Origin of the sequence: Burkholderia sp. AU45251, assembly GCF_030482905.1 — a bacterium.
GTDB lineage: Bacteria > Pseudomonadota > Gammaproteobacteria > Burkholderiales > Burkholderiaceae > Burkholderia > Burkholderia aenigmatica.
Window position 1 is genome coordinate 13,288 of sequence record NZ_JAUJQH010000032.1, and the last position, 22,075, is coordinate 35,362.

Genomic DNA, 22,075 nt, shown 5'->3' on the forward strand with positions numbered 1-22,075 from the left:
ATTGACGTTCATTCCGAGGACATTCCATGTGGCAAGAAGAGCGATACCAGAGGATCCGGCTTCTGTTATCGAAGATGCAGCGCGTTTCCACCGACCGGATCATGGCCGACCTGAACGTGTCGCGGGAAACCGTGCGCCGCGATCTCGTCGACCTCGAGGCGCTCGGTGAACTGAAGCGCGTACACGGCGGCGCGGTGCAGGTGGGCGACGAAGCGCCAATCGCCGAGCGCGCGCAGACGCACGTGAAGGCGAAGCTGGCGATCGCCCGCGCGGCGGCCAGGCTGGTCACGGGCTCGCAGACGTTGTTTATCGACGCGGGCACAACCACGACGCTGCTGGCCGAGGAACTGGCGAAGCTGTCGGGCCTCACGATCGTCACGAACTCGATCGACGTCGCGCTGAAGATGCGGTCGAGCGACCCGGCGCAGGCGAATAACGAAACGATCCTGCTCGGCGGGATGATCGGCAGCCGCGCGGCCGCGACCGTCGGCGACGGCACGGTTGCCGAAATCTTCCGCTATCGCGCCGATCTCGCGCTGCTGTCGCCGGTGGGCGTCGATGCCGTCCGAGGTGCGACCAACTATGACCGGATGGAAACCGAAGTGGCGCGCGCGATGGTCAGCAACGCGGCGGACGTCGCGATCCTGGCCGATTTCAGCAAGCTCGGCACGAACAGCCGGATCAGCTTCTGCGAGCCGGCGCGGATCGGCGCGCTGGTGACGGACTCGAAGGCGGAATCGGTCGACAGCTTCAAGCGCCTCAAGAAAGTCATCAAGAACATCGTGCTGGCGTAGTGCCGCGCAGCGTGGGGCACGATCGGTCGCCGTGATGCCGCCCATGCGGCGCGCATTCTGTCGGCCGGTTTTTTAGCGGCGTAATATATCCATCGATACAACGCAGGCGCGCCTACCGGCGGGCCGTCATGGAGGCGGGCGATGGAGATGGCAGGGACGGCGGCGCCTTCGGCGCATCAGGCGGTGGCGGGCTCGATCGTGCTGACGGGCGCATTCGTGCGGCCGATGACGGTGACGCTCGACGACCTGCGCCGGCACGCGAGCGCGACGGCCGAGCCGTTCGACCTGCGCTGCTTCACGACGAACCGCTTCATCCGCTCGGTCGCGCCGTATCGTGGCGCGCGGCTGAAGGACCTGCTCGACGCAGCCGGGCTGCGCAGCGACGTGCCGGGCGACTTCAAGCGCATGGTGTTCATCGCGCATGCGCACGACGGCTACGCGGTCACGTTTTCCTGGCATGAACTGTTCAACACGCCCGTCGGCGAACACGTGATCGTCGCGTTCGAATGCGGCGACGCGCCGCTGTCGATCGACGACGGCGCGCCGCTGCTGTTCTCGGGCGCCGACCTCCTGCCCGCGCCGCGCCACGTGAAGCGACTGGCCGGCATCGTTGCGCGCGTGCTCGAGGTCTGAGCCGGCACGCAGGCGGCCGCGTGCGCTGCACCGGCCATCGTGTATGCTTGCCCGCATCGTTCAAAGGGCGGGACAACATGAAGACACCGGCACACCCCAAGCCTGAGGTGCGGTTCAGGATGCGTATCCAGCAGGCCGACACGATCGCGCTCGGCCCGGGCAAGGTCACGCTGCTCGAAGCCGTGCGCGAGCACGGTTCGATTTCGGCGGCGGCGCGCAGCCTGAAGATGTCGTACCGGCGTGCGTGGTTGCTGATGGACGAGCTGAACCGCTCGCTGAAATCGCCGGCGACGGTGTCCGAGCATGGCGGGCAGAGCGGCGGCGGCAGCGTGCTCACACCGGTCGGCGAGGAGATCATCCGCCTTTATCGCGAGATCGAGGCGCGTGCTTACGCGGCTTGCGCCGCCGAAATTACCGCGCTCACGAAAATGGTGCGGCGCTGAAAGTGCGCGGCATGTGCGCTTGCCCGGAGGCCTGTTGAGCCTAACGGCGGGCTTTCACTGGCCCATGAAGGGCAGTGCGCAAGGACAGCGACGAAGCGAATCGGGCCCTAGCCGTGCCGCAGGCAGAAGCGCGGCGTGTCGCCCGTGGCGGCATCCGGTGCCATCACATCGCGCGCCTGCGCATCGAGCCGCCCGATCAGCTCGACGAAGCTGGCGACGCTCGCAGTCCGCAACGGGTAGTACGCGATGTGGTGGCGTTCGCAGATGCGCTTGAGCAGGTTCATCGAATCGTGGTCGATACAGTCGACCGGGAACACGACCATCTGCGCGCCCGGTAGCGCCGCGGCCAGCAGGCCCTTGCGATCCTCGATGCCGCCGTCGTGCAGCGTCATGTCGCCGCCCGCCGTTTCGACGATCCGCTTGATCGCCCGGTTCGAGCCCGGGCGCCCGCCGACGTACACCAGACGCGTGCCCTGAAGGATCGACAGCGGATCGGCCGCGCGCTCGGCCGGGTCTTCCGCCGACGCCTGCACCGCCTGTTCGATCGCGCTCGCTTCGGCGCGCAGCGTCTTCACCATCGCCATCAGGTCGTCGAGCCGCGCGCGCATCGCGCGGGCGCTCGCCTGTTCCGCGGCGATCCGCTGCTCGGCCGCTTCGCGGCGGCTCGTGTGCAGCGCGAGCCGTTCGTCGCGTGCGGCCAGCGCTTCGCGCAATTCGTGTACTTCGTCGCGCAAGACGCTTTCGGCCGCCAGCGGCTGCGCGTGCTGGCGCGCGGCGAGGGCATCCCGTTCCTGCAGCGCCGCGTCGCGCTGCGTGCTCATGTCGTGCAGGCGCACCTGCTGCCGTTCGAGCTTCGCGTGCAGCGCCGCATTCTCTTCCTCGAGCGCGACCAGCCGCCGGATATCGGCGCGATTGGCCGCGCCGACCAGGTGCGACAGCATGTGCAGGTCGCCGAACGCGGTCTGGCGCACGCCCATCGTCGTGCGCGGATGCGTCATCAGCGCCCAGTACGCGGGCGGAATGTCGCCGCTCTTCAGCGCTTCCTTCCAGCGCGCGAGGAGTTCGTCCGCGTCCTTCGCGCTGTCGAATGCGCGGATCGCGCCCGCGTAGCGCTCGTCGAGCGCCTTGTGCAAGGCCTTGGCGCCGGCCGTGCCGCCGATCGCGAGCTCGACGGCCGCGTGATGGATGTCGAGATCGGTCGCGTGCTGGCGGTCGAGGTCGGTGAACTTCGGTACGAGCCTGCGCAGTTCGTGCGTGGTCAGGCAGGTGCCGATGATCGAGCAGTGCAGGTTCGCATCGAGCTCGGACAGGCGCGCGCGGCGCTTCAGCTCGGTCAGTTGCGCGCGTGACGGCGCGCAGCATGCGTCGACCCGCGTGCCGGTTGCCGCGGGCAGGTTACCGCCGGGCGACGAGAGATCCGCCGTGCGGGCAAGGCGAAAGGGCGGAGCGTGCATGTTGACCTCTGTCCGGCGTGGTCGGGCCGGAGACGGATGCGCGAAATATACCACGGAATATAACGAACGAAATTCCGGGGAAATCACGGAGCAAGGTCGCGTCGCGCGGTCAGCAGAGCGCGGTTGAATGGTCGGTGAGCGATCGTGCGGACGGGGCCTCGGACGAAACGGGGAGCGATGCCGGCGCATGACGCGCCATCACGTACTCGACGCACAGCCCGACGAACAGCAGGTCGACACGCTCCAGTGCGGCGACCGCGTCGCGCATCGCGGCCGGGTCGTTGCTGAACGAATCGGAGAACACGTCGTCGCGCGTGCGTTCGAGGCGGCGCGCGTGGCCGATCGCCCGTTCGAGTTCGGGCAGGCGCGTGAAGCGGGCGGTGCGAGCATGGTCTTCGAGTGTCGACAACAGGTCACGAAAGCCCAGGGCGGACAGCGCGTCGTCAGCATGCGCGGCCGAGAACATCAGGATGAAGCGCACGATGCTGCCGCGCAGGCGCCGGAACGCGTCGACGACATCCGTGACCTGCTGCGCGCGCGCGTCGCTCGACAGCGGCCTGAGCGCGCGGATCTTGCGCGCGAGCGGCTGTTCCCGTGCGGTGCGCTGCGGGGCGCGATCCGTCGGCGTGCGGGGCATGGTGAGTCTCCGGAAGTGCAGGTATCGATATATTCTACGGAATATATCGCGTGCGCAGAAAAAGACGGCACCGTCGATGAGACACGGTGCCGTCAACGGCCTGAACGGCCGACTGGTCAGTCGATGTTGCTCACGGCCGTTCCGAACGCGGCTATGAAGCGGAGGTACGCGCTGTCGGGCACGAGGATATGCACGGTAGCCGCGCACATCCGGCCCGCGTGCGTGATCGCGCGTACGCCTATTGCTGCCGCGTGAGCGCCGTGGGCAGCACGGCGGCCCGGGCGCCGGCCGTTTCGTCCGTCGTCGGCCGCCGGCTGGATCCGCGTGCCGGCAGGGTTTTCATCAGGACATCCGGGGCGCCGCACGATCCATCATGGTGAAAGCACTGTCGCAGCCAACTGCAGGAGGGCGCACCGTGACGTCCGATCCCACTCCCTCGACCGCCTTCGTGTTCGCCGGCGGCGGCAGTCTTGGCGCGATCGAGGTCGGCATGCTGCGCGAGCTGGTCGCGAGCGGCGAACGGCCCGATTGCGTCGTCGGCGCGTCGGCGGGCGCGATCAATGCCGCCTATTTCGCCGGCCGGCCGGACGCGGACGGTGTTGCGATGCTCGCCGCGCTGTGGTGCAGGATCCGCCGCCAGGACGTCATGCCATTCTCGTTGCGCAGCATCATCGCGATGCTGCTGCGCAACCGGCCGCATCTGGTCGACGCCGATGCGCTGCGTCTGCTGCTGGAAAAGAATCTGCCGTACCGCCGGATCGAGCAGGCCGCGCTGCCGCTCCACATCGTCGCGACCGACGTGCTGAATGGCCGCGAAGTCGTGCTGTCCGCCGGCTCGGTCGTGGATGCCGTGCAGGCCAGCACGGCGATTCCCGGCGTGTTTCCGTCGGTCAGCATCGGCGGCGTGGAACTTGTCGACGGCGGCGTCGCGAACAATACGCCGATCTCCGTTGCGATTGCGCTTGGCGTCAAGCGGATCGTCGTGCTGCCGGCCGGGTTCGCCTGCGCGTTGCGCGTCCCGCCGCGCAGCCCGATCGCGCATGCGACGCACGCGCTGACGCTTGTGATCGCGCGGCAACTGGTGCGCGATCTGGCGCTGTACGCGGCACACGCGCACATCCATGTCGTGCCGCCGCTCTGTCCGCTCGACGTCTCGTCATACGATTACTCGCAGTGCGCGCAGCTGATCGACAAGGCCGCGGAACGCACGCGCGCATGGATCGACGCGGGCGGGCTCGCGGAGTGTGCGATTCCCGGCGAGCTGCGCGAGCACGATCACGCCGCGGCGCGGTCGCATTGACGGTTGCGCATGCGCCGTGCAAACGCATGGCTGACGAACGCCGGCTGCCGGGCCTCTCCCCGGCAATCGGCAAAAAAAAAACGGCACCGTGCACGTGACACGGTGCCGCCAACGGCCTGAACGGCCGCCCTGGTCAGTCGATCGCGCGCATCGCGTGGCGCAATTCCTGATAGCTGCGCAGCCCTGCAACGCCGAGTTCGCGGCCGATGCCGCTGAGCCCGAAGCCGCCCCAGCACACGTGCGGGTAGATGAGCTGCGGCGCGTTGATCCATACGAGCCCCGCGCGCACGCGCTGCTGGAATTGCTTCGCGATTTCCGCATCGCGCGTCACGACGGTTGCGACGAGCCCGTAGCGTGTGTCGTTCGCGAGCGCGATCGCTTCGTCGTCGGTACGGAACGATTTCACGCATGCGACGGGGCCGAACACTTCGTCGGTCCACAGCGGGTTGTCGGCCGCCGGTTCGGCGATCACGACGGGCGCCATGAAGAAGCCGTCGCCGCCGGCATCCGTTACGCGGCCGCTGAAGGCGACGCGTGCGCCCGCATCGATGCCGTGCTGGAGCATCGCTTCGACGCGCGTACGCTGCGCGGCCGAGATCAGCGGCCCCATCGCGACCTGCTCCGCAGCCGGCGGCGCGACGACGAGCGCGCGCACGGCGGTCTCGAACGCGGCCATGAAGCTACGGTACACGCTGTCGTGCACGAGGATGCGCGCGGTGGCCGAGCACATCTGGCCCGCGTTCGTGAAGGCGCCTGCAACCGCAAGCGACACCGCGACGTCGAGATCGGCGTCGTCGCGCACGATCAGCGACGACTTGCCGCCGAGTTCGAGCGTCACGCGCTTCATGTCGACGGCGGCGGCCTGCATGACCTTGCGGCCAGCCGCCGTGCTGCCGGTAAACGAGATCTTGTCGATCAGCGGATGCGCGGTCAGCGTCGCGCCGACCTCGGCACCGCCATTCACGACGTTGACCACGCCGGCTGGCACGCCGGCTTCGGCGACGATCTCGAGCAACGCGTGTTCGGTCGGCGACGTGAGTTCGGACGGCTTCAGCACGACCGCGCAGCCGGCCGCGAGCGCGGGCGCGAGCTTCCACGCGGTCGTGACCATCGGGAAGTTCCACGGCATGACGAGCGCCGCGACGCCGACGGAATCGTAGAAGCGTTCGGCCGTGACGGCGTCGCTCGGCAACGCGACCGGCTCCGCCGCGAACAGTGCCGGGTCTTCGCACAGCTTCGCGTAGTACGCGAACGTGGCGGCGACGTCGGCGACATCGGCCTCGGCCTCGAACGGCGGCTTGCCGCTCACCTGCATTTGCAGCGCGGCAAGGCGATCGCGCGACGCTTCGACGCGCTCGGCGATCGTCGCGAGAATCCGGCCGCGTTCGGCGGGCGGCGTATCGCGCCAGCCGGCGAATGCATCGCGCGCGGCGCGCACCGCGGCGTCGACGTGCGCGGCCGTCGCGAATTCCTGCCAGCCGATCGCAGCCCCCGTCGACGCGTCGAAGATCGGCGCGCCGGGCGCGTCGGCCTGCGCGCGCACGGGCTGGCCGGCGATGTGCGCCGCGGGCAGCACGAACGTGGCAGTGGAACGGGAAAGCTCGGCGGTGGACATGAGGGTCATCCTGTCGGTCGGGTTAGCGGTAGGCGACGCCCGGCATCACGCAGAGCATCTCGAACGCGAGGTTCGCGCCCGTGAGCGCGGTGGTGCCGGTCGGATCGTACGGCGGTGCGACTTCGACGAGGTCCGCGCCGACGATGTTCAGGCCCTTCATCCCGCGCACGATCTCGAGGCCCTGCTGTACGGTGAGGCCGCCGATTTCCGGCGTGCCGGTGCCGGGCGCGAACGACGGATCGAGGCCGTCGATGTCGAAGCTCAGATAGACGGGCGTGTCGCCGACGCGTTCGCGCACCTGCGCCATCAGCGGCGCGAGCGACTTGTTCCAGCATGCTTCGGCCTGCACGACGGTGAAGCCCTGCTGGCGGCACCAGTCGAAATCGTCCGCGTGGTAGCCGGTGCCGCGCAGGCCGATCTGCGTGACCTTGTCGCATTGCAGCAGCCCGTCTTCCACCGCGCGGCGGAACGGCGTGCCGTGTGCGATCTTCTCGCCGAACATCGTGTCGTTCACGTCCGCGTGCGCGTCGACGTGCACGACGGCGACCTTGCCGTACTTCTTGTGCAGCGCGCGCAGGATCGGCCACGCGATCGTGTGGTCGCCGCCGAGCGTGATCGGCCGGCAGCCGTTCGCGACGATCTCGTCATATGCCTCCTCGATGCGGCGCACCGAGTCCTTCAGGTCGTACGGATTGGTCGCGACGTCGCCGATGTCGGCCACCTGCAGCGAATCGAACGGCGCCGCACGCGTGGCCATGTTGTACGGGCGCAGCAGCACGGATTCGGTGCGGATCTGGCGCGGGCCGAAGCGCGAGCCCGAGCGGTTCGACGTGCCGAGATCGAGCGGCACGCCGACGAAGCACACGTCGAGGCCGTCGGTCGTCGCGGCTTGCGGCAGCCGCATCATCGTGGCGATGCCGCCAAAGCGCGGCATTTCATTGCCGCCCATCGGTTGATTCAGTTCGCGGGGCATGGGCCGTCTCCTTTTTCTGAGGTAAAGCGATCGGCCGATGGTAGAGGAGAACGCCCGCGCGAAGATTTTGAAGTCGCAACGTTTACATCGACGGGTCTCGATGCAAGTGGCGCCGCCGCATCGACGCGGCGCAACCGAACGCGGCCGCGCGGGTGAGGCCGGGTCGCGTCAGCGCGGGATGGCCGGCGGCGCGGTGCCGTCGTGCGAGCCGGCGGAAGGGAACGCGGTGGTGGCCGAGCCCCACGCGGCGAGTTCGCGCTTCGTGCGCACGCCGAGCTTCGCGAACGCGCGCTTCACGTACGACTCGGCCGACGCGACGCGCACGCCGAGGATCTCGGCCGTTTCGGGCACGGTCTTGCCGGAGAGCAGGTGCTTGCAGGTTTCGTATTCGCGTTTCGACAGCTTGACGCCATCGGCCGCGATTCGCGTATCGAACTGCGCGAGCGGATGGACCTCGGGCGTCGGGTGCGCGACGCGCCGTGCGGCCGTGGTCGACGCATGCAGTTCGAGCAGCGGGAACAGCATGTCGCTGATGCTGCGAAAGCGGTTCATCTCGGCGAGCGTGAACGGCGGCCGGTCGCGGCCGCGCTCCAGCGCGATCGAATGCTGCGCATAGCGGGTGCCGCGTGCGAGCACGCATTCATGGCCGATATGCACGTCGTCGAACAGGCGCTGACGGAATTCGCCGGGCGGGATCGCGGCGATGTCGCGCACCACGAGCATCGTGCCGGTCTTGCCGCGCAGCCCCGCGAACAGCGGGTCGCTGTCGAGAAAGCGCTCGTAGTAGAGCGTCATCACATCGGAGATTTCGGTGGATTCGGTATCGATGCCGCTGCTGCCGATCCATTCGCATCGATAGCCGGTGGGCATCGAGCCGTCGACGCGCGAACGTTCGACGTGTGCGACGTCGAGCGGCACCACGTCATTGAGCAGTTGCGTGAGGCGCGGCACGAAGTGCGGCGTGCCGACCGTCTCGATCAGCTCGCCCAGCGCCTTGAACGACACGTTGAAACGGTCGTTGTCGCGGTGGAAGGGGTTCACGTTGAGCAGCATGCGGTTCCCCGGGTGAAAAGCCGGCGGATTGTAGCGTTCGCAACCGAAAACGTCATTAGGGGGAAACACCGTCGGTTGTCCTGTCGACCCGTTCGCCCCGGAAAACACCGCTTGTCCCCCCCGAAGGGGGGCATACCGGGGCAGTGTAAATGAGTAACTTTGTCTCTGCTTTTTTCAATCAAGAGATGAAGATTCAGATGACCAAACTGATCAAGGACATCCTGCCGCTCGGCGCAGGTATCGGCGAATTCACGAAGCTCGACTTCGGGATGGACGAAAGCGACTGGCGCGCGGCGGAAGGCAAGAGCGGCAACTACATCATCGGCTGGTGGGAAGGGAAGGTCGGCTCGGTGGAGTTTCCGGAAACCGCGGCCGACGAGGCGGTGTGGCTCGTCGAGGGCCGGATCGCGCTGACCGACGTCGAAGGCAACCGCAAGGAATTCACGCCGGGCCAGGGTTACCTGCTGCCGGCCGGCTTCGCGGGCCGCTGGGAAACGATCGAGGACGCGAAGAAGTTCTACGTGCTGCTCGAGAAGTCGTGATGTCCGAAGCCGCCGCCGTGGTGTCGTCGTCCGTGTGACGCGCGCCCGGCGGCGGTTTCGTTTTTCGCGTGTGATGGCTGGGATCATGGAAATGGAAGTCAAAGCAAGAGAGACTGCGCCGGTGCAGGCGCACGCAATGCGTGGCGCGCCGGTCGCACTGGGCGTCGAGGCGGCGCTCGCGAATACGAAGCTGTTCCCGTACTGGCTCGACAACCCGGCGGCGCCTGCGACCGAGCCGGAGCTCGTCGGCGACGTGACGGCCGATCTGCTGATCGTCGGCGGCGGCTTCACGGGGCTGTGGGCGGCCGTGCAGGCGAAGGAACAGATGCCGCACCTGAACGTGGTGCTGATCGAGGCCGGCAAGGTGGCGCACGGCGCGTCGGGCCGTGCGGGCGGGATCATCTCGACATCGGTGATGCACGGGCTGCCGAACGCGGTGCGCGTGTTCCCGAACGACATCGCGCAGCTCGAGGCCTTCGGCCATCACAACCTCGACGGCTTCGAGGACACGCTGAAGCGCTACGACATCGACGCCGACATCGAGTGGAACGGCGAGATGACGGTCGCGGTCGATCCCGAGCACATCGCGCACCTGAAGGGCGATTACGACCTGCATCGCGAGTACGGCCACAACGTCGTGCTGCTGAATCGCGAGGAAACGCTCGAACAATTGAATTCGCCGCTGTTCGCGGGCGCGCTGTGGTCGCGCAACCGCAGCGGCATCGTGCACCCGGCGAAGCTCGCGTGGGGGCTGAAGCGCGCGGCGCTGTCGCTCGGCGTGAAGCTGTATGAACACACGCCGCTCGTGACCGTGACCGACGAAGGCAGCACGGTATTCGTGAAGACGCCGAAGGGCAGCGTGCGTGCGCCGCGCGTCGTGTTCGGCAGCGGCACCGCGAAAGTCGGGATTCCCGACATCAACCGTCGCGTGATGCAGGTGCGCGATCACGTGCTCGCAACCGAGGCGCTCACCGACGAACAGCTCGCGCGGATCGGCTGGAAGAATCGCCAGGGCGTGTACGACACGCGCACGCAGCTCAACTATTTCCGTCTGACGAAGAACAACAACATCATCTTCGGCGGGCTGGTGAGCTATCACTTCGACGGCGATCCGGAACCGCACCAGGACGGCCAGCGCGAAACGTACTACCGGCTCGCGGAAGCGTTCTACCGCACGTTCCCGCAACTGTGCGACGTGCGCTTCTCGCACGCGTGGGGCGGGCCGATCGACTACTGCTCGCGCGGCTCGGTGTTCGCGAAGCGCTATCTCGGCGACAAGGCCGTGTTCGTCGCCGGCTATACGGGCTTCGGCGTCGCGGCGAGCCGGTTCGGCGCATTCATGGGGCTGAACATCCTGTTCGATCGCGACAGCCCCGAGCGCAAGCTCGACATCGCGAACCAGAGCCCGAGCTACATCCCGCCGGAACCGATGCGCTGGATGGCCGCGAAGATCACGTTCCATGCGTTCGATGGCGCGGATGCGGAAGGCGGCTGGAAGCGCGCGTGGATCAGCGGCATCAAGGCGATGGGCTTCCCGATGTAAGCGGCGGCGTGGCGGCCCCGCGCCGGGCCGCCGCGTCGTAGCGACACCCAAAACGATCCCCAGAGGAGACGGTCCGCGCCGCGGACACGGAGAGAGACACCAGATGAATGTAGTCAACCTGCAGGATGAGGCGCGACAGGAAAACGCGCTGTTCGTCGTCGTGATGCTGCTGCTCGGCATGCTCGGGCCGACGGTCTTCCTCGGCCTGCCCGCGATCGTCGGGCAGGTCGAGCGTCATTGGGGCTTCGGCGAAGCGGCGCTCGGGCTGTCGAGCTTCATCGAGGTGCTCGGCGAATCGACGGGCACGCTGCTCGTCGCGTTCGTGCTCGGCCGCCAGCCGGTCCGGTGGGTGCTCGCGGGTGCGGTGACGCTCGCGGCCGGCGCGAACCTCGGCACGCTCGCGACGCACGGGCTCGTCGCCTATTCGGCGTTGCAGTTCATCGCGGGCGTCGGCTCGGGCGGGCTGAACGGCATCGCGTTGCGCTACCTGTCGTATTCGCGCGCACCGGAACGCAATCTCGGGATCATGCTGATGGGGCAGGTGACGTGGAGCATGGTGCTGCTCGCCTACATCTTCCCGATGCTGAGCGACACGTGGGGTGCGCACGGCGTGTTCGGTTTCGTTGCGTGCGTGCTCGGCATGTTCGTGCTCGCGACGCCGCTGTTTCGCCGCGGCGAGACGATGGCCACACCGGCGCCGGCCGGCGTCGCCGGCCGCATCGACCGCAAGGGCGCGATGCTGGTGCTGTGCGCGCAACTCGCCCTGTACGGCGGCGTCGGCGTCGTGTGGACCTTCCTCGAGAAGATCGGTACCACGGCGGGCCTGAGCGGCAAGTCGGTGTCGCTCGTGCTCGGCATCGCGAACATTGCGAGCCTCGTGATCTGCGCGGCGATGCCGAAGCTCGGCGCGGGCGCGGGTCTGCGCCGCTGGGCGCTCGTGAATCTCGGCGGCTGCGCGGTTGCGGCCGTGCTGCTCGCGCTGCCGGCATCGGCCGCGACGTTCACGCTCGGCGCGATCGTCTTCATCGGCTGCTGGACCGGCGGCGCGCTGCTGATCTACGCGACGATTCCGCAGTACGACCTGGTCGGCAAGTCGGCCGCGCTGTCGCCGGGCTGCGTCGCGCTCGGCTATGGCGTCGGCTCGGTCGCGGGCGGCTCGCTGATCGAGAGCGCGGGCACGCAGTCGGCGCTGATCGCGGCGATCGTGCTGTGCGCGGTGGCGTTCCTCTGCTACCGGCGGCTGCGGCCGGCCGTGTTCGGGATGGAACGCGCGCTCGCGGTCGTATCGGAATGACGGTGGCGACGCGCGCCGCTGCCGATGGCGGCGCGCATCCGGTTCGGTTCATCGGCGCAGGCGGCAGGCGCGGTGCGCGATGCGCATCGTGCCGGCTGGCCGGGTAACGCGCACACGCGCAGCGGCTTGAAGCATGTTCTCGAATACCTCCGATCTCGATCTCCGGCTCATCCGGGTCTTTCTGGCCGTCGTCGACGCACGCGGCATCACGGCCGCCGAGGCGTCGCTCGGCGTTCGGCAGTCGACCATCAGCACGCAGCTGTCGGCGCTCGAAGCGCGCGTCGGCTTCAAGCTGTGCGATCGCGGGCGTGGCGGCTTTCGCCTGACGTCGAAGGGCGAGCGCTTCGCGGCCACCGCGCGCACGCTCGTCGCGGCGACCTCCGAATTCGTCGCGCGCGTGCGCGACATCGATCGCAAGCTGGTCGGCACGCTGTCGATCGGGCTGATCGGCCAGGCGCCACTCGTCGAGAACGCGCGCGTGGCCGACGCGATCGGCGCGTTCCGCAAGCGCGACCAGGCCGTCACGTTCGCGATGAAGGTCGCGTCGCCGCAGGAACTCGAGGAAAGCCTCGTCAACAACCAGCTCGATCTCGCGATCGGCTATTTCTGGCATCGCGTGCCGGGGCTGCTCTACACGCCGCTCTTTACCGAGCAGCAGGTGATTTATTGCGGGCGCGGGCATCCGCTGTTCCATGCGTCGCGGCCCGTGACGGCGGACGACCTGCAGCTTCACGACTGGGTATGGCGCACCTATCCGGTGCCGGAGGAGCAGTATCCGCTGCCCGAGCGGCGCGTGACCGCGAGTGCGGACAGCATCGAGGCCGCGACGATCCTGATCCTGTCGGGCGGCCATCTCGGCTACCTGCCCGCGCATTACGCGGAGCCGTTCGAGCAGCGCGGGCTCGTGAAGGCCGTCGGCCGCACGACGTTCAGCTTCGACGTGCCGCTGCATCTCGCGATGAAGCGCAGCGCAAGCGACAAGCCGATCGTCGACGCATTCTGCGAGGACCTGCTACGCGCGTTCAACATCAAGGCGGCCGCACTGGCCGCATAAGCACGCGCTACGCGTTCAGCAGTCGACCAGCACCCAGTCGAACAGCTCGCGGCGCGTGCGCACGCCGAGCTTCGCGAACGCGCGCTTCACGTACGACTCGGCCGTCGACAGCTTCACGTCGAGCTGCTGCGCGGCCTCGGGCACCGAGCGTCCGCACAGCATCAGCCGGCAGATCTCGTGCTCGCGGCGCGACAACTGCACGTCCTGCCGTTCGAGGCGCGCGTCGAAGCCTGCCTGCGACGCGGCATTCACCGACACCGCCGCCACGCGCCGCGCCGCGCAGGTGCGCGCATGCAGCTCGAACATCGGAAACAGCAGGTCGACCATCTGCCGGAAGTGGAACAGCTCGTCCGTCGTGAACGCGGCCCGCCCGACGGTGCGCGCGAGCCCGAGCGCGTACTGCTGGTGCGCGTTGCCGTGCACCAGCAGGCATTCCTGCGCGATGCCGGGCTCGTCGAAGATCCGGCGGCGGAATTCGCCCTGCGCGATGCCGTCGACATGGCGCTGCACCAGCAGCGTGCCGGCCTTGCCGCGCAGCGGCGCGACCAGCGGATCGACCTGGCAGTAGTCCTGGTAATAGACATCCATCACGCGCAGCGTATCGGCCGCGAAACGCAGGCTGCCGCTGCCGAGCCATTCGACGACGAAACCGGACGTGCTGCCCGTATCGGCTCGCCAGCGTTCGAGGTGCACGGCGTCGGCGTCGATGCTGTCGTTGACGAACGCCGTGACCGCGCCGACGAAATCCGGCGTGCCGACCGCGCGCAACGTGGCGCCGAGCGTGTCGGGGCGCACGCCGATCAGGTAGTGGCCGCGGGCGGCCGGGTCGGGCTGGAGAAGTCGCATGGTCGGGCGTGGGGGGCAGGGGACAGCGCGACGTTACGCGAACGCCGTGCACGCGTCAGCCGGGAATTCACCGGATTCGCGCGGTGGATTTCGCGCGTTGTCCCCAAAACGACGACAAGAACGGGCGCGCGGTGGCCGGAATTCGCCCGAGCCCCCGCGGCGGGGGGGCATACCGGCGCGAATCGTCTGCCTATAGTGAAAGCACTTCGAAAACATGATCACCAGAAAGGACAGGCCATGCAGATGCAACCGACGCACGCCGCAAAAGATTCGACGCCGGCGGATTTCATCCTCACCAACGCGAAGGTCTACACCGTCGACCCGCACAAGCCCTGGGCGCAGGCCGTCGCCGTGCGCGGCGGCCGGATCGTCCACGTCGGCGATACGGCGGCCGTGCAGGCGTACATCGGTGCGGACACGAAGGTCGTCGACGCGGCCGGCCGGCTCGTGCTGCCGGGCTTCGTCGAATCGCACTGGCACTTCGAGACGACCGCGTTCGCGTTCCAGGCGTTCGTGAACTACGAGGATCCGCAGAAGGTGCTCGGCGCGCTGCGCGGCTACGTCGAATCGCATCCGGACGAGCCGGCGATCACCGGGATGGGCTGGATCCAGGCGACGATTCCGCCGGCGCTGCTGCGCAAGGAGACGCTCGACGCGATCTGCGCGGATCGCCCGGTGTGCCTGCTGTCGACCGATTTCCATTCGATGTGGGTGAACTCGAAGGCGCTGGAGATCGCCGGCATCGACGCATCGACGCCGCCCGTGCAGGAAGGCGCGAGCTGGTTCGAGAAGGACGCCGTGACCGGCGAGCCGACCGGCCTGATCGTCGACGGCGCTGCGTATTCGCTGGTGTTGCAGCGGATCAGCGCGGCCGGCCTGCTGCCGACCGGCATCGACCTGTACCTGAAATCGATCCCGCCGTGGCAGAAGAAGCTGTGCGCGGCCGGCGTGACGACCGTGTTCGATGCGGGCTTCTTCGACGCGAGCGGCGACCAGTCGCTGCTGTACGAGACGCTGCAGACGATGGAGCGCGCGGGCGACCTGAAGCTGCGCGTGGTGGGCAGCGTCGCGGTGATCGGCGAGATCGACGATCCGGTCGGCACGCTCGTCAAATACCGCGAGCAGTACGATTCGCCGCTCGTGAAGGCGCGCGCGCTGAAGCTGTTCCTCGACGGCACCGAGGCGAACCACACCGCCTACCTGCTCGAACCGTACGCGGACCGCCCCGACACCTGCGGCGCGCCGACGATGCCGGCCGATACGTTCAACCGCTACCTCGTCGAAGCCGATCGCGCGAACGCGAACGTGATGGTGCATTGCGTGGGCGACGCGGCGGTGCGGATGGCGCTCGACGGCTTCGACGCGGTCAACCGCACGAACCCGCCGCGCGACCGCCGCCACGTGATCACGCACGCGTTCCTCACGCATCCGGACGACATCCCGCGCTTCCGCCGCACGGGCGTGATGGCGAACACGCAGCTGCAGTGGGGCGTGGTCGACGCATACACCGAGCAGTTGCGCGACCACTACGGCCACGCGCGCTGGAGCAACATGTACAAGTTCCGCACGTTCCTCGACGAAGGCGTGACGGTGTCGATCGGCATGGACGGCCTCGCGTGCCAGTGCCGCTGCCAGCACAAGCCGCTCGAACACATCGAGTCGGGCCATACGCGCCAGCTCGCGGGCGAGCCCGATGCGCCGGTGTTTCCGGACCTCGCCGAGCGCCTGAGCATTCCGCAGCTGATCGCCGCGTACACGATCCACGGCGCGTACCAGCTCGGGATGGAGCACGAGGTCGGCTCGCTCACGCCCGGCAAGCGCGCGGATCTCGTCGTGCTGGAAAACGACCTGTTCGAGGTCGGCCAGTACGACATCGGCCGCATCGACGTCGCGCTGACGATGATGGACGGCCGCGTCACGCACGTGGGCGAGGACTTCGGCGTGCGCACGGGCGTGCAGGCATCCTGAGCGGTTTTACGCCGGCGACGCGGCAGCGGAAGCTTTCATATCGCTTCCGTGTTGTGCCGATCGGGGCCGCCGTCCGGAACCGGATGCCCCGATTGTGCGGCGTGTCCCCCTATTGGCAGGGCAGACCGGCCAATTTCCTCTGGCTACATTTTTCCGGACCGAAGCACACACCGTTCATCGCGAGCGGATCATGATATCGACGGAGGAAACCATGGCAGGGGATTGGAGCAAGCATCTGAAAACGGCATGCGCGGCGCTCGCGCTGGGCGGCGTCCTGTGGGCCGGCGCGCCGGTCGCGCACGCGGCGGACGTCGTCAACGTGTACAACTGGGGCAACTCGATCGGCAAGGCGACGATCGCGAACTTCGAGAAGGCGACCGGCATCAAGGTGGTCTACCAGGAGTTCGATTCGAACGAGACGCTGCAGGCGAAGCTGCTGTCAGGCACGTCGGGTTATGACGTGGTCGTGCCGTCCGACATCTTCTGGGCGCGGCAGCTGCAGGCCGGCATCTACCGCAAGATCGACAAGAGCCAGGTGCCGAACTACGGGCTGCTCGATCCGGAAATCATGAAGGTGCTCGCGAAGGACGATCCGGGTAACCAGTTCGGCATTCCGTGGACCTGGGGCACCGACGGGCTCGGGATGAACGTCGAGAAGGTGAAGGCCGCGCTCGGCAACGACGCGCCGCTCGACAGCTGGGCGCTGCTGTTCGACCCGAAGTATGCGCAGAAGCTGAAGCACTGCGGCATATCGGTGCTCGATTCGCCGGTCGATGCGTTCGGGATGGCGTTCGTCTACCTGAAGAAGGACCCGAACACGACGAACCCGGCCGACTACCAGGCCGCGTACGAGTTGCTGAAGACGGTGCGGCCGTACATCACGCAGTTCAATTCGAGCAGCTACATCAACGACCTCGCGGGCGGCGACATCTGCCTCGCGCTCGGCTGGTCGGGCGACGTGAACTCCGCGCGGATCGCGGCTGCTTCCGCGAAGAAGCCGTATCACATCAAGTACGTGATCCCCGCCGAGGGCAGCGCGATGTGGTTCGACATGATGGCGGTGCCGAAGGATGCGCCGCACCCGGACGCCGCGCTGAAGTTCGTCAACTTCGTGCTGTCGGAGAAGGAGAGCGCGAACCTGACCAACGACACGTCGTACCCGTCGGCCGTGCCGTCGTCGAAGCATCTGGTGCGCGCCGAAGTGACGAGCGATCCGGCCGTGTTCCCGCCCGCCGACGTGATCCGCAAGCTGAGCCTCAGCAAGCCGGTTCCGCCTGAGCTGATGCGTCTGCAGAACCGTCTCTGGACGAAGCTGAAGACCGAGTAAGCCGGCCGCCGCTCTCCCCACTCCCGTCTACCTTTCGCGCGCCCCGCCGCTCATCGCGGCGGGCGGGGGCGCGCTCGTCCCGACGACCACCCACGACATGAAAATCAAACACATGACGGCGCTGTGCGTGCTCGCGTTCGAAGCCGCTTCGGCATTCGCGCACACGCCGCAGGCGACCGACGCGAGCAAGATGAAGGCGCTGCAGGCACAGGTCACCGCGCTGCAGCAGCAGGTGAACGAGCTGCGCGCGAGCATGCTGGCGGCGAAGCCTGCCGCCGCCGCAACGACGGCCACCGCCGCCTCGGGCGGCGCGAAGATCGGTTCGATCAACACGGCAGCGGCCGCCGCGCCGGCCGCCGACTCGGCGCCGGCATTCACGAACGACGACCTGCAGCAGATGCGCGAGCAGATCGCGAACGCATCGCTGAAGGTCGACTCGCTGCAGGAAGCGGCGACCACCGGCCCGCTCGCGGGCCTGAGCATCACCGGCTACGTCGATCCCGTGTATCTGTTCAACCGCGCGCAGCGCACGTCCGGCTTCCAGTTCCTGAACCACGATCCGGGCGCGTACGACTACTTCAACAGCACGATCGGCGACGTCTACCTCGACATCAAGAAGACCTTCGGCGTCGGCCCGATGGCGCCGTCGGCGGAGGTCGTGATCCAGCCGAACCGAGGCTTCGGCAACGTGTTCAGCAATTCGCACGGCGGCATCGGCAACAACATCGTCACGCAGGCGGTGGTCACGGTGCCGCTCAGCACGACGCGCACCTTCGAGGTCGGGATGATGCCGAGCCTCGCCGGCTACGAGGTGCAGCCGTCGAACCAGATGCTGACGCTCACGCACGGGCTGCTGTACGACTTCAGCGAACCGGGCAACCTGATCGGCGTCGGGCTGAAGGGCTCCAACGCGGCGATGACGCGCTTCTGGCAGGTCGTGATCGGCAACGAGGTGCTGCGCACCGCCGGCGCGATCGCGAACGCGGCGAACAACACGACGAAGACCAACTGGACGCCGACGATCACCGCGCGCTTTGACAACGCGACATCGACCGCCTTCGACTTCGGCATCTCCGGGATGCTCGGCCGGCAGTCGCTGTTCTCGCCGTGCGCGACGCCGGGCGGCTACGGTTACCAGTGCAACGGCTCGTCGCCGACCGGTCTCTACAAGTACGTGGAGGCCGACGTGACCTATACGCACGACAAGACCCAGGTCAACGCGCAGGTCGATTACGGCGAGTTGCAGAAGGGCGCATGGAACGGCGGTACCGCCCGCTGGTACGGGATGTCGTTGCTCGGCCATACGAAGTGGACGACGTCGTGGGTCGGCCGCATGGGCGCGACGCTGCGTTTCGACTACCTGAACAACACGTCGAACGGCGGCGGCGGCACCAACATCCAGTACGGGCTCGCGGGCGGCAATCCGTCGGTGAACGGGTCGAGCGGCTTCGGCATCGATCCGGCGTGCTTCCACGGCTCGTCGAGCAACGGCACCGAGTGCAAGGGCGCGCAGCGCTACGCGATCACGGCCGACCTGCTGTTCTATCCGACGCAGCAGATCACCGTGAAGCTCGAATACCGCCACGACGCGGCGAACCATCCGGTGTTCCTGAAGAGCAACGGTACGTACTCGCGCAGCAACGATCTCGCCGGAATGCAGTTCATCTATTCGTTCTGAGCACGGGGCCGCGCCGCGTCGCGCGGCACGGCCCCGCTTTTTTCATTGTCGTCGCTCGCGACGCGTGACATTCTGGGCCGGGCATCCCTCGGTCCGCATTCAACCCAGGAGAAACCATCGTGAAACTGCACACCTTCGTGACCGACACCCGCGATTCGCGCGAGCGCGGCCGCCAGATCGGCGAGCGTTTCGCGCCGGAGATCCGGCAGACCGTCGCGCTTTATCTCGCGTTCTTCCCGAAGCTCGGCATCGATCCGCAGCGGGCTCGGGAGATCGGCGAGGCGAGCGTCGCGTCGCTCGAGGCGTGGGCGCCTGACCTGGTCGGCGAAATCGACGCGATCGCACATGCCGTCGACCTGCCGCGCTGGCAGCTCGCGTGCCTGAACGCGCGCACCGAGATTCTCGCGATCGCGCCGGCATCGACGGAAGGCGAATGTTCGACGACCGTCTACGCGCCGGCCGGCCCGCAGGCGCCGCGCACGCTGCAGACGTGGGACTGGCACGACAGCCTCGCGCCGCAGGGGCTGCTGCTGAAGCTGGAGACGCGGCACGGCCGCACCGTCAAGTTGTTCTCCGAATTCGGGATGCTCGCGAAGCTCGGCGTGAACAGCGCGGGGCTCGGGCTGCACTTCAACATCCTGCACCATACGAGCGACAACGGCAGCGCGGGCGTGCCCGTGCATGCGATCGCACGGCGGATTCTCGAAGACGCGACGACGGTTCAGGAAGCGATCGAACTGGCCCGCACCGCACGCGTGAGCGCGTCGACGGTGCTGACCGTATTCACGCGGCATGACGCGAAACCGCGCGCGGCGAGCATCGAGCTGAGCCCGTCGGGCGTGGGTATCGTCGTGCCGCGTCCGGACGGATGGCTGCTGCATACGAATCACTTCCTCGACCAAGCGCTGAGCGGCGGCGAGTGCATGCCGGACAGCTCGACCACGCGCGAGCGTTTCTCGCACCTGAACGACGTCGTGAACGGGATGACGAGTGCCGATGTGCGCGAACGCGCGGCGGCGATGTGCGGAGTGGCCGGCGACCAGGCCGTCGTGTGTTTCCATCCGGACCTGTCGATGCCCGACACCGAGCGCTGGGAAACGCTGCTGACCGTCGGCATCGATACCGATGCGTGCGTGCTCGACTACGTGGCAGGCAATCCGCACGATCTGGCGCGCGGCTGGTCTCAGCGGTTCTGACGCGACGCGCGTTCAGCGGTAGCGGTAAAGCAGGGCGGCGTGCGCGGGCCGCCCGTGCGTTGCCGACGCCTATGCGTCGATGCGCTCGACCTTGCCGACCAGCAGCCCGTACGACAGGCTGCCCGCGAGCGCCATGGCGGCGATGTAGGTGATCGCGCGCGAGAAGTCCGCGCCGTCCACCAGCAGCCCGATCACGATCGGCGTTGCGATCGCGGACAGGTTGCCGATCAGGTTGAACACGCCGCCCGTCAGGCCGAGCAGCCGCGCGGGCGCGAGCCCCGACACGAGCGACCACGTGATCGACGCGAAGCCGTTGCCGAAGAACGCGATCGTCATGAACGCGATCACCCAGCCCGTCGACGTGACGTAGTTCGCGCCGATGATGCAGGTCGAGATCAGCAGCCCCGAGATGATCGGCAGCTTGCGCGCGAAGCCCTGCGATGCGCCGCGGCGCATCAGCCAGTCCGACAGCACGCCCGAGCACAGCACGCCGACGAACGCGGCGAGGAACGGCAGCGACGCGAGGAAGCCCGACTTGATGAAGTCCATCCCGCGATACTTCACGAGGTAGGTCGGGAACCACGTGAGGAAGAACCACAGCGTCGAGTTCAGCGCGAACTGGCCGAGATAGATGCCCCACAGCTTGCGCCGGCCGAGCACGACGCCGAGGTCGCGCCACGTCGACGGTGCGCGTTCGCTGCGTGCCGCGACGCGGTCTTCGAGATCGACGAGCCCGCCGCCGTCGCGGATCAGCGCGATCTCGGCCGCGTTGACGCCGCGAAACGCGCGCGGCTCGCGGTACACCGCGTACCAGATCGCGGCCCACGCGATGCCGGCGAGGCCGGTCGCGACGAACACCATGTGCCAGCCGAGATGCACCTGCAACCATGCGAGCACCGGCGTGAGGAATGCGAGGCCGACGAACTGGCCCGACGTGTAGCCGCCGATCGCGCTCGCACGTTCGCGGGTCGGGAACCACGTCGTCACCACGCGGTTGTTGATCGGGTAGGCCGGCGCCTCGAGCGCGCCCACCGCGAGGCGCAGCACGATCAGCCCGACGAACGAGCCCGCGAAGCCGAGCAGCAGCGTCGCGGCCGACCACAGTGCGAGCGCACCCGCGTACAGCACGCGCGGCGACACCTTGTCGACGAGCCAGCCGCCCGGGATCTGCATCAGCGCGTAGGTCCAGCCGAACGCGGAGAACACGAGGCCCGCGCGCACCGGATCGATGTTCAGCTCCTTGAACAGCGCGGGCGCGGCGATCGACAGGTTGCTGCGGTCGAGATAATTGATCACGACGGTGACGAATAGCAACGCGAGGATCAGCAGCCGCTTGCGGCTCGGTGGCGCAGCCTGCGTCGCGGCCGCGCGGGCGGCGGAATCGGATGCGATGCCGGTGTGTGCGGGCCGCTGTTCCGGCGGGTTGGCGTGCGTGCGTGACGCAGAATGGGCCACGGTTGTCTCCTGTGTTCTATGCCCGGCCGTCGCCCGCGAGCGGGGCGGCCGAATCGAATGGCGTTGGGGCGAACGTTAGAGCCGTGGCGCGCAGCGCGTCAACATTTGGACAGGTATCCCTATTAATGGGACGAACGGCGCTCAATATGTGGGAAAGGGCGGCGATCGTGGCGCGAGACGCGCTTGCCGTGTGCGTCGCAGGTCAGCAGCACCGACGACGGGCCGGAATCGATGTCGAACCGGTCGCGCGGGTCGTCCGGCATCGCTTCG

Annotated in this window: 19 protein-coding genes; 12 read left to right on the forward strand and 7 right to left on the reverse strand. The window is 67.8% G+C overall.

The features are described from left to right. Positions 1 to 26: 26 nt before the first annotated feature. The 3 genes from QZM67_RS35295 to QZM67_RS35305 all read left to right on the forward strand — a co-directional run bounded on the left by QZM67_RS35295 (position 27) and on the right by QZM67_RS35305 (position 1,870). On the forward strand, positions 27 to 794 hold the full coding sequence (locus QZM67_RS35295; RefSeq protein ID WP_301810587.1) for a DeoR/GlpR family DNA-binding transcription regulator: 768 nt from the start codon (positions 27 to 29) through the stop codon (positions 792 to 794). A gap of 141 nt (positions 795 to 935) precedes the next feature. Beyond that, positions 936 to 1,427: a molybdopterin-dependent oxidoreductase gene (locus QZM67_RS35300; protein WP_175025120.1), complete on the forward strand. Its 492-nt coding sequence runs from the start codon at positions 936 to 938 to the stop codon at positions 1,425 to 1,427. A gap of 77 nt (positions 1,428 to 1,504) precedes the next feature. Further along, positions 1,505 to 1,870 carry a winged helix-turn-helix domain-containing protein gene (locus QZM67_RS35305; protein WP_301810589.1) on the forward strand — a complete coding sequence of 122 codons (366 nt, stop codon included), beginning with the start codon at positions 1,505 to 1,507 and terminating at the stop codon, positions 1,868 to 1,870. A gap of 107 nt (positions 1,871 to 1,977) precedes the next feature. On the opposite strand, the gene QZM67_RS35310 is transcribed toward QZM67_RS35305, so the two are convergent. Together QZM67_RS35310 and QZM67_RS35315 are read right to left on the reverse strand one after the other, a co-directional pair. Further along, entirely contained in the window at positions 1,978 to 3,324 is a 1,347-nt protein-coding gene (locus QZM67_RS35310) for a DUF2325 domain-containing protein (RefSeq protein WP_301810591.1), read from the reverse strand. A 109-nt stretch (positions 3,325 to 3,433) separates the two neighbouring features. Beyond that, positions 3,434 to 3,961, reverse strand: coding sequence for a hypothetical protein (locus QZM67_RS35315; protein ID WP_175025118.1), 528 nt, complete (start codon positions 3,959 to 3,961; stop codon positions 3,434 to 3,436). Positions 3,962 to 4,376: 415 nt separating this feature from the next. Here QZM67_RS35315 and QZM67_RS35320 point away from each other — a divergent pair, with 415 nt between their 5' ends. Next, positions 4,377 to 5,261 (forward strand): patatin-like phospholipase family protein, encoded by an 885-nt coding sequence (locus tag QZM67_RS35320; RefSeq protein ID WP_043179234.1) that lies wholly within the window; start codon positions 4,377 to 4,379, stop codon positions 5,259 to 5,261. Positions 5,262 to 5,394: 133 nt separating this feature from the next. Here the strand turns inward: QZM67_RS35320 and QZM67_RS35325 are convergent, their stop codons facing one another. The 3 genes from QZM67_RS35325 to QZM67_RS35335 form a co-directional block, all read right to left on the reverse strand. Then, the gene (locus QZM67_RS35325) at positions 5,395 to 6,876 is read right to left on the reverse strand and encodes an aldehyde dehydrogenase family protein (RefSeq protein WP_301810594.1); all 1,482 of its coding nucleotides are present in this window, start codon (positions 6,874 to 6,876) and stop codon (positions 5,395 to 5,397) included. Positions 6,877 to 6,898: 22 nt separating this feature from the next. Then, a complete protein-coding gene (gene speB / locus QZM67_RS35330) occupies positions 6,899 to 7,849 on the reverse strand; it encodes an agmatinase (RefSeq protein WP_301810595.1) in 951 nt (316 codons plus the stop codon). A gap of 168 nt (positions 7,850 to 8,017) precedes the next feature. Beyond that, complete coding sequence (locus tag QZM67_RS35335) at positions 8,018 to 8,902, reverse strand: helix-turn-helix transcriptional regulator (RefSeq protein ID WP_089453829.1); 885 nt, start codon at positions 8,900 to 8,902, stop codon at positions 8,018 to 8,020. A gap of 197 nt (positions 8,903 to 9,099) precedes the next feature. Between QZM67_RS35335 and QZM67_RS35340 the strand changes: the two genes are divergently transcribed. The 4 genes from QZM67_RS35340 to QZM67_RS35355 all read left to right on the forward strand — a co-directional run bounded on the left by QZM67_RS35340 (position 9,100) and on the right by QZM67_RS35355 (position 13,335). After that, entirely contained in the window at positions 9,100 to 9,444 is a 345-nt protein-coding gene (locus QZM67_RS35340) for a cupin domain-containing protein (protein WP_011356376.1), read from the forward strand. Between the two features lie 85 nt (positions 9,445 to 9,529). Continuing rightward, positions 9,530 to 10,987 (forward strand): FAD-binding oxidoreductase, encoded by a 1,458-nt coding sequence (locus QZM67_RS35345; protein WP_175025116.1) that lies wholly within the window; start codon positions 9,530 to 9,532, stop codon positions 10,985 to 10,987. 103 nt (positions 10,988 to 11,090) lie between these two features. Beyond that, positions 11,091 to 12,281, forward strand: a complete 1,191-nt coding sequence (locus tag QZM67_RS35350) for an MFS transporter (RefSeq protein WP_301810599.1) — start codon at positions 11,091 to 11,093, stop codon at positions 12,279 to 12,281. Positions 12,282 to 12,414: 133 nt separating this feature from the next. After that, the gene (locus QZM67_RS35355; protein WP_039353976.1) at positions 12,415 to 13,335 is read left to right on the forward strand and encodes a LysR family transcriptional regulator; all 921 of its coding nucleotides are present in this window, start codon (positions 12,415 to 12,417) and stop codon (positions 13,333 to 13,335) included. Between the two features lie 15 nt (positions 13,336 to 13,350). Here the strand turns inward: QZM67_RS35355 and QZM67_RS35360 are convergent, their stop codons facing one another. Then, a complete protein-coding gene (locus tag QZM67_RS35360) occupies positions 13,351 to 14,181 on the reverse strand; it encodes a helix-turn-helix transcriptional regulator (protein WP_301810601.1) in 831 nt (276 codons plus the stop codon). 237 nt (positions 14,182 to 14,418) lie between these two features. Between QZM67_RS35360 and QZM67_RS35365 the strand changes: the two genes are divergently transcribed. The 4 genes from QZM67_RS35365 to QZM67_RS35380 all read left to right on the forward strand — a co-directional run bounded on the left by QZM67_RS35365 (position 14,419) and on the right by QZM67_RS35380 (position 20,350). Beyond that, positions 14,419 to 16,149, forward strand: coding sequence for an amidohydrolase (locus QZM67_RS35365; protein ID WP_301810602.1), 1,731 nt, complete (start codon positions 14,419 to 14,421; stop codon positions 16,147 to 16,149). 211 nt (positions 16,150 to 16,360) lie between these two features. After that, positions 16,361 to 17,476 carry a polyamine ABC transporter substrate-binding protein gene (locus QZM67_RS35370; RefSeq protein ID WP_175025112.1) on the forward strand — a complete coding sequence of 372 codons (1,116 nt, stop codon included), beginning with the start codon at positions 16,361 to 16,363 and terminating at the stop codon, positions 17,474 to 17,476. A 97-nt stretch (positions 17,477 to 17,573) separates the two neighbouring features. Then, a complete protein-coding gene (locus QZM67_RS35375; RefSeq protein ID WP_301810605.1) occupies positions 17,574 to 19,154 on the forward strand; it encodes a DUF3138 family protein in 1,581 nt (526 codons plus the stop codon). 119 nt (positions 19,155 to 19,273) lie between these two features. Continuing rightward, complete coding sequence (locus QZM67_RS35380; RefSeq protein ID WP_301810607.1) at positions 19,274 to 20,350, forward strand: C45 family peptidase; 1,077 nt, start codon at positions 19,274 to 19,276, stop codon at positions 20,348 to 20,350. A gap of 69 nt (positions 20,351 to 20,419) precedes the next feature. Here QZM67_RS35380 and QZM67_RS35385 read toward each other — a convergent pair whose 3' ends face one another. Further along, the gene (locus QZM67_RS35385) at positions 20,420 to 21,805 is read right to left on the reverse strand and encodes an MFS transporter (RefSeq protein ID WP_301810608.1); all 1,386 of its coding nucleotides are present in this window, start codon (positions 21,803 to 21,805) and stop codon (positions 20,420 to 20,422) included. Positions 21,806 to 22,075: the final 270 nt, after the last annotated feature.

Excerpts from the sequence above, each read along its gene's own strand:
- QZM67_RS35345 (WP_175025116.1), top strand. The coding sequence starts at position 9,530 with ATGGAAATGGAAGTCAAAGCAAGAGAGACTGCGCCGGTGCAGGCGCAC.
- QZM67_RS35295 (WP_301810587.1), top strand. The coding sequence starts at position 27 with ATGTGGCAAGAAGAGCGATACCAGAGGATCCGGCTTCTGTTATCGAAG.
- QZM67_RS35365 (WP_301810602.1), top strand. The coding sequence starts at position 14,419 with ATGCAGATGCAACCGACGCACGCCGCAAAAGATTCGACGCCGGCGGAT.
- QZM67_RS35370 (WP_175025112.1), top strand. The coding sequence starts at position 16,361 with ATGGCAGGGGATTGGAGCAAGCATCTGAAAACGGCATGCGCGGCGCTC.
- QZM67_RS35355 (WP_039353976.1), top strand. The coding sequence starts at position 12,415 with ATGTTCTCGAATACCTCCGATCTCGATCTCCGGCTCATCCGGGTCTTT.
- QZM67_RS35300 (WP_175025120.1), top strand. The coding sequence starts at position 936 with ATGGAGATGGCAGGGACGGCGGCGCCTTCGGCGCATCAGGCGGTGGCG.
- QZM67_RS35350 (WP_301810599.1), top strand. The coding sequence starts at position 11,091 with ATGAATGTAGTCAACCTGCAGGATGAGGCGCGACAGGAAAACGCGCTG.
- QZM67_RS35315 (WP_175025118.1), bottom strand. The coding sequence starts at position 3,961 with ATGCCCCGCACGCCGACGGATCGCGCCCCGCAGCGCACCGCACGGGAA.
- QZM67_RS35360 (WP_301810601.1), bottom strand. The coding sequence starts at position 14,181 with ATGCGACTTCTCCAGCCCGACCCGGCCGCCCGCGGCCACTACCTGATC.
- speB (WP_301810595.1), bottom strand. The coding sequence starts at position 7,849 with ATGCCCCGCGAACTGAATCAACCGATGGGCGGCAATGAAATGCCGCGC.
- QZM67_RS35375 (WP_301810605.1), top strand. The coding sequence starts at position 17,574 with ATGAAAATCAAACACATGACGGCGCTGTGCGTGCTCGCGTTCGAAGCC.
- QZM67_RS35335 (WP_089453829.1), bottom strand. The coding sequence starts at position 8,902 with ATGCTGCTCAACGTGAACCCCTTCCACCGCGACAACGACCGTTTCAAC.
- QZM67_RS35310 (WP_301810591.1), bottom strand. The coding sequence starts at position 3,324 with ATGCACGCTCCGCCCTTTCGCCTTGCCCGCACGGCGGATCTCTCGTCG.
- QZM67_RS35325 (WP_301810594.1), bottom strand. The coding sequence starts at position 6,876 with ATGTCCACCGCCGAGCTTTCCCGTTCCACTGCCACGTTCGTGCTGCCC.
- QZM67_RS35305 (WP_301810589.1), top strand. The coding sequence starts at position 1,505 with ATGAAGACACCGGCACACCCCAAGCCTGAGGTGCGGTTCAGGATGCGT.
- QZM67_RS35340 (WP_011356376.1), top strand. The coding sequence starts at position 9,100 with ATGACCAAACTGATCAAGGACATCCTGCCGCTCGGCGCAGGTATCGGC.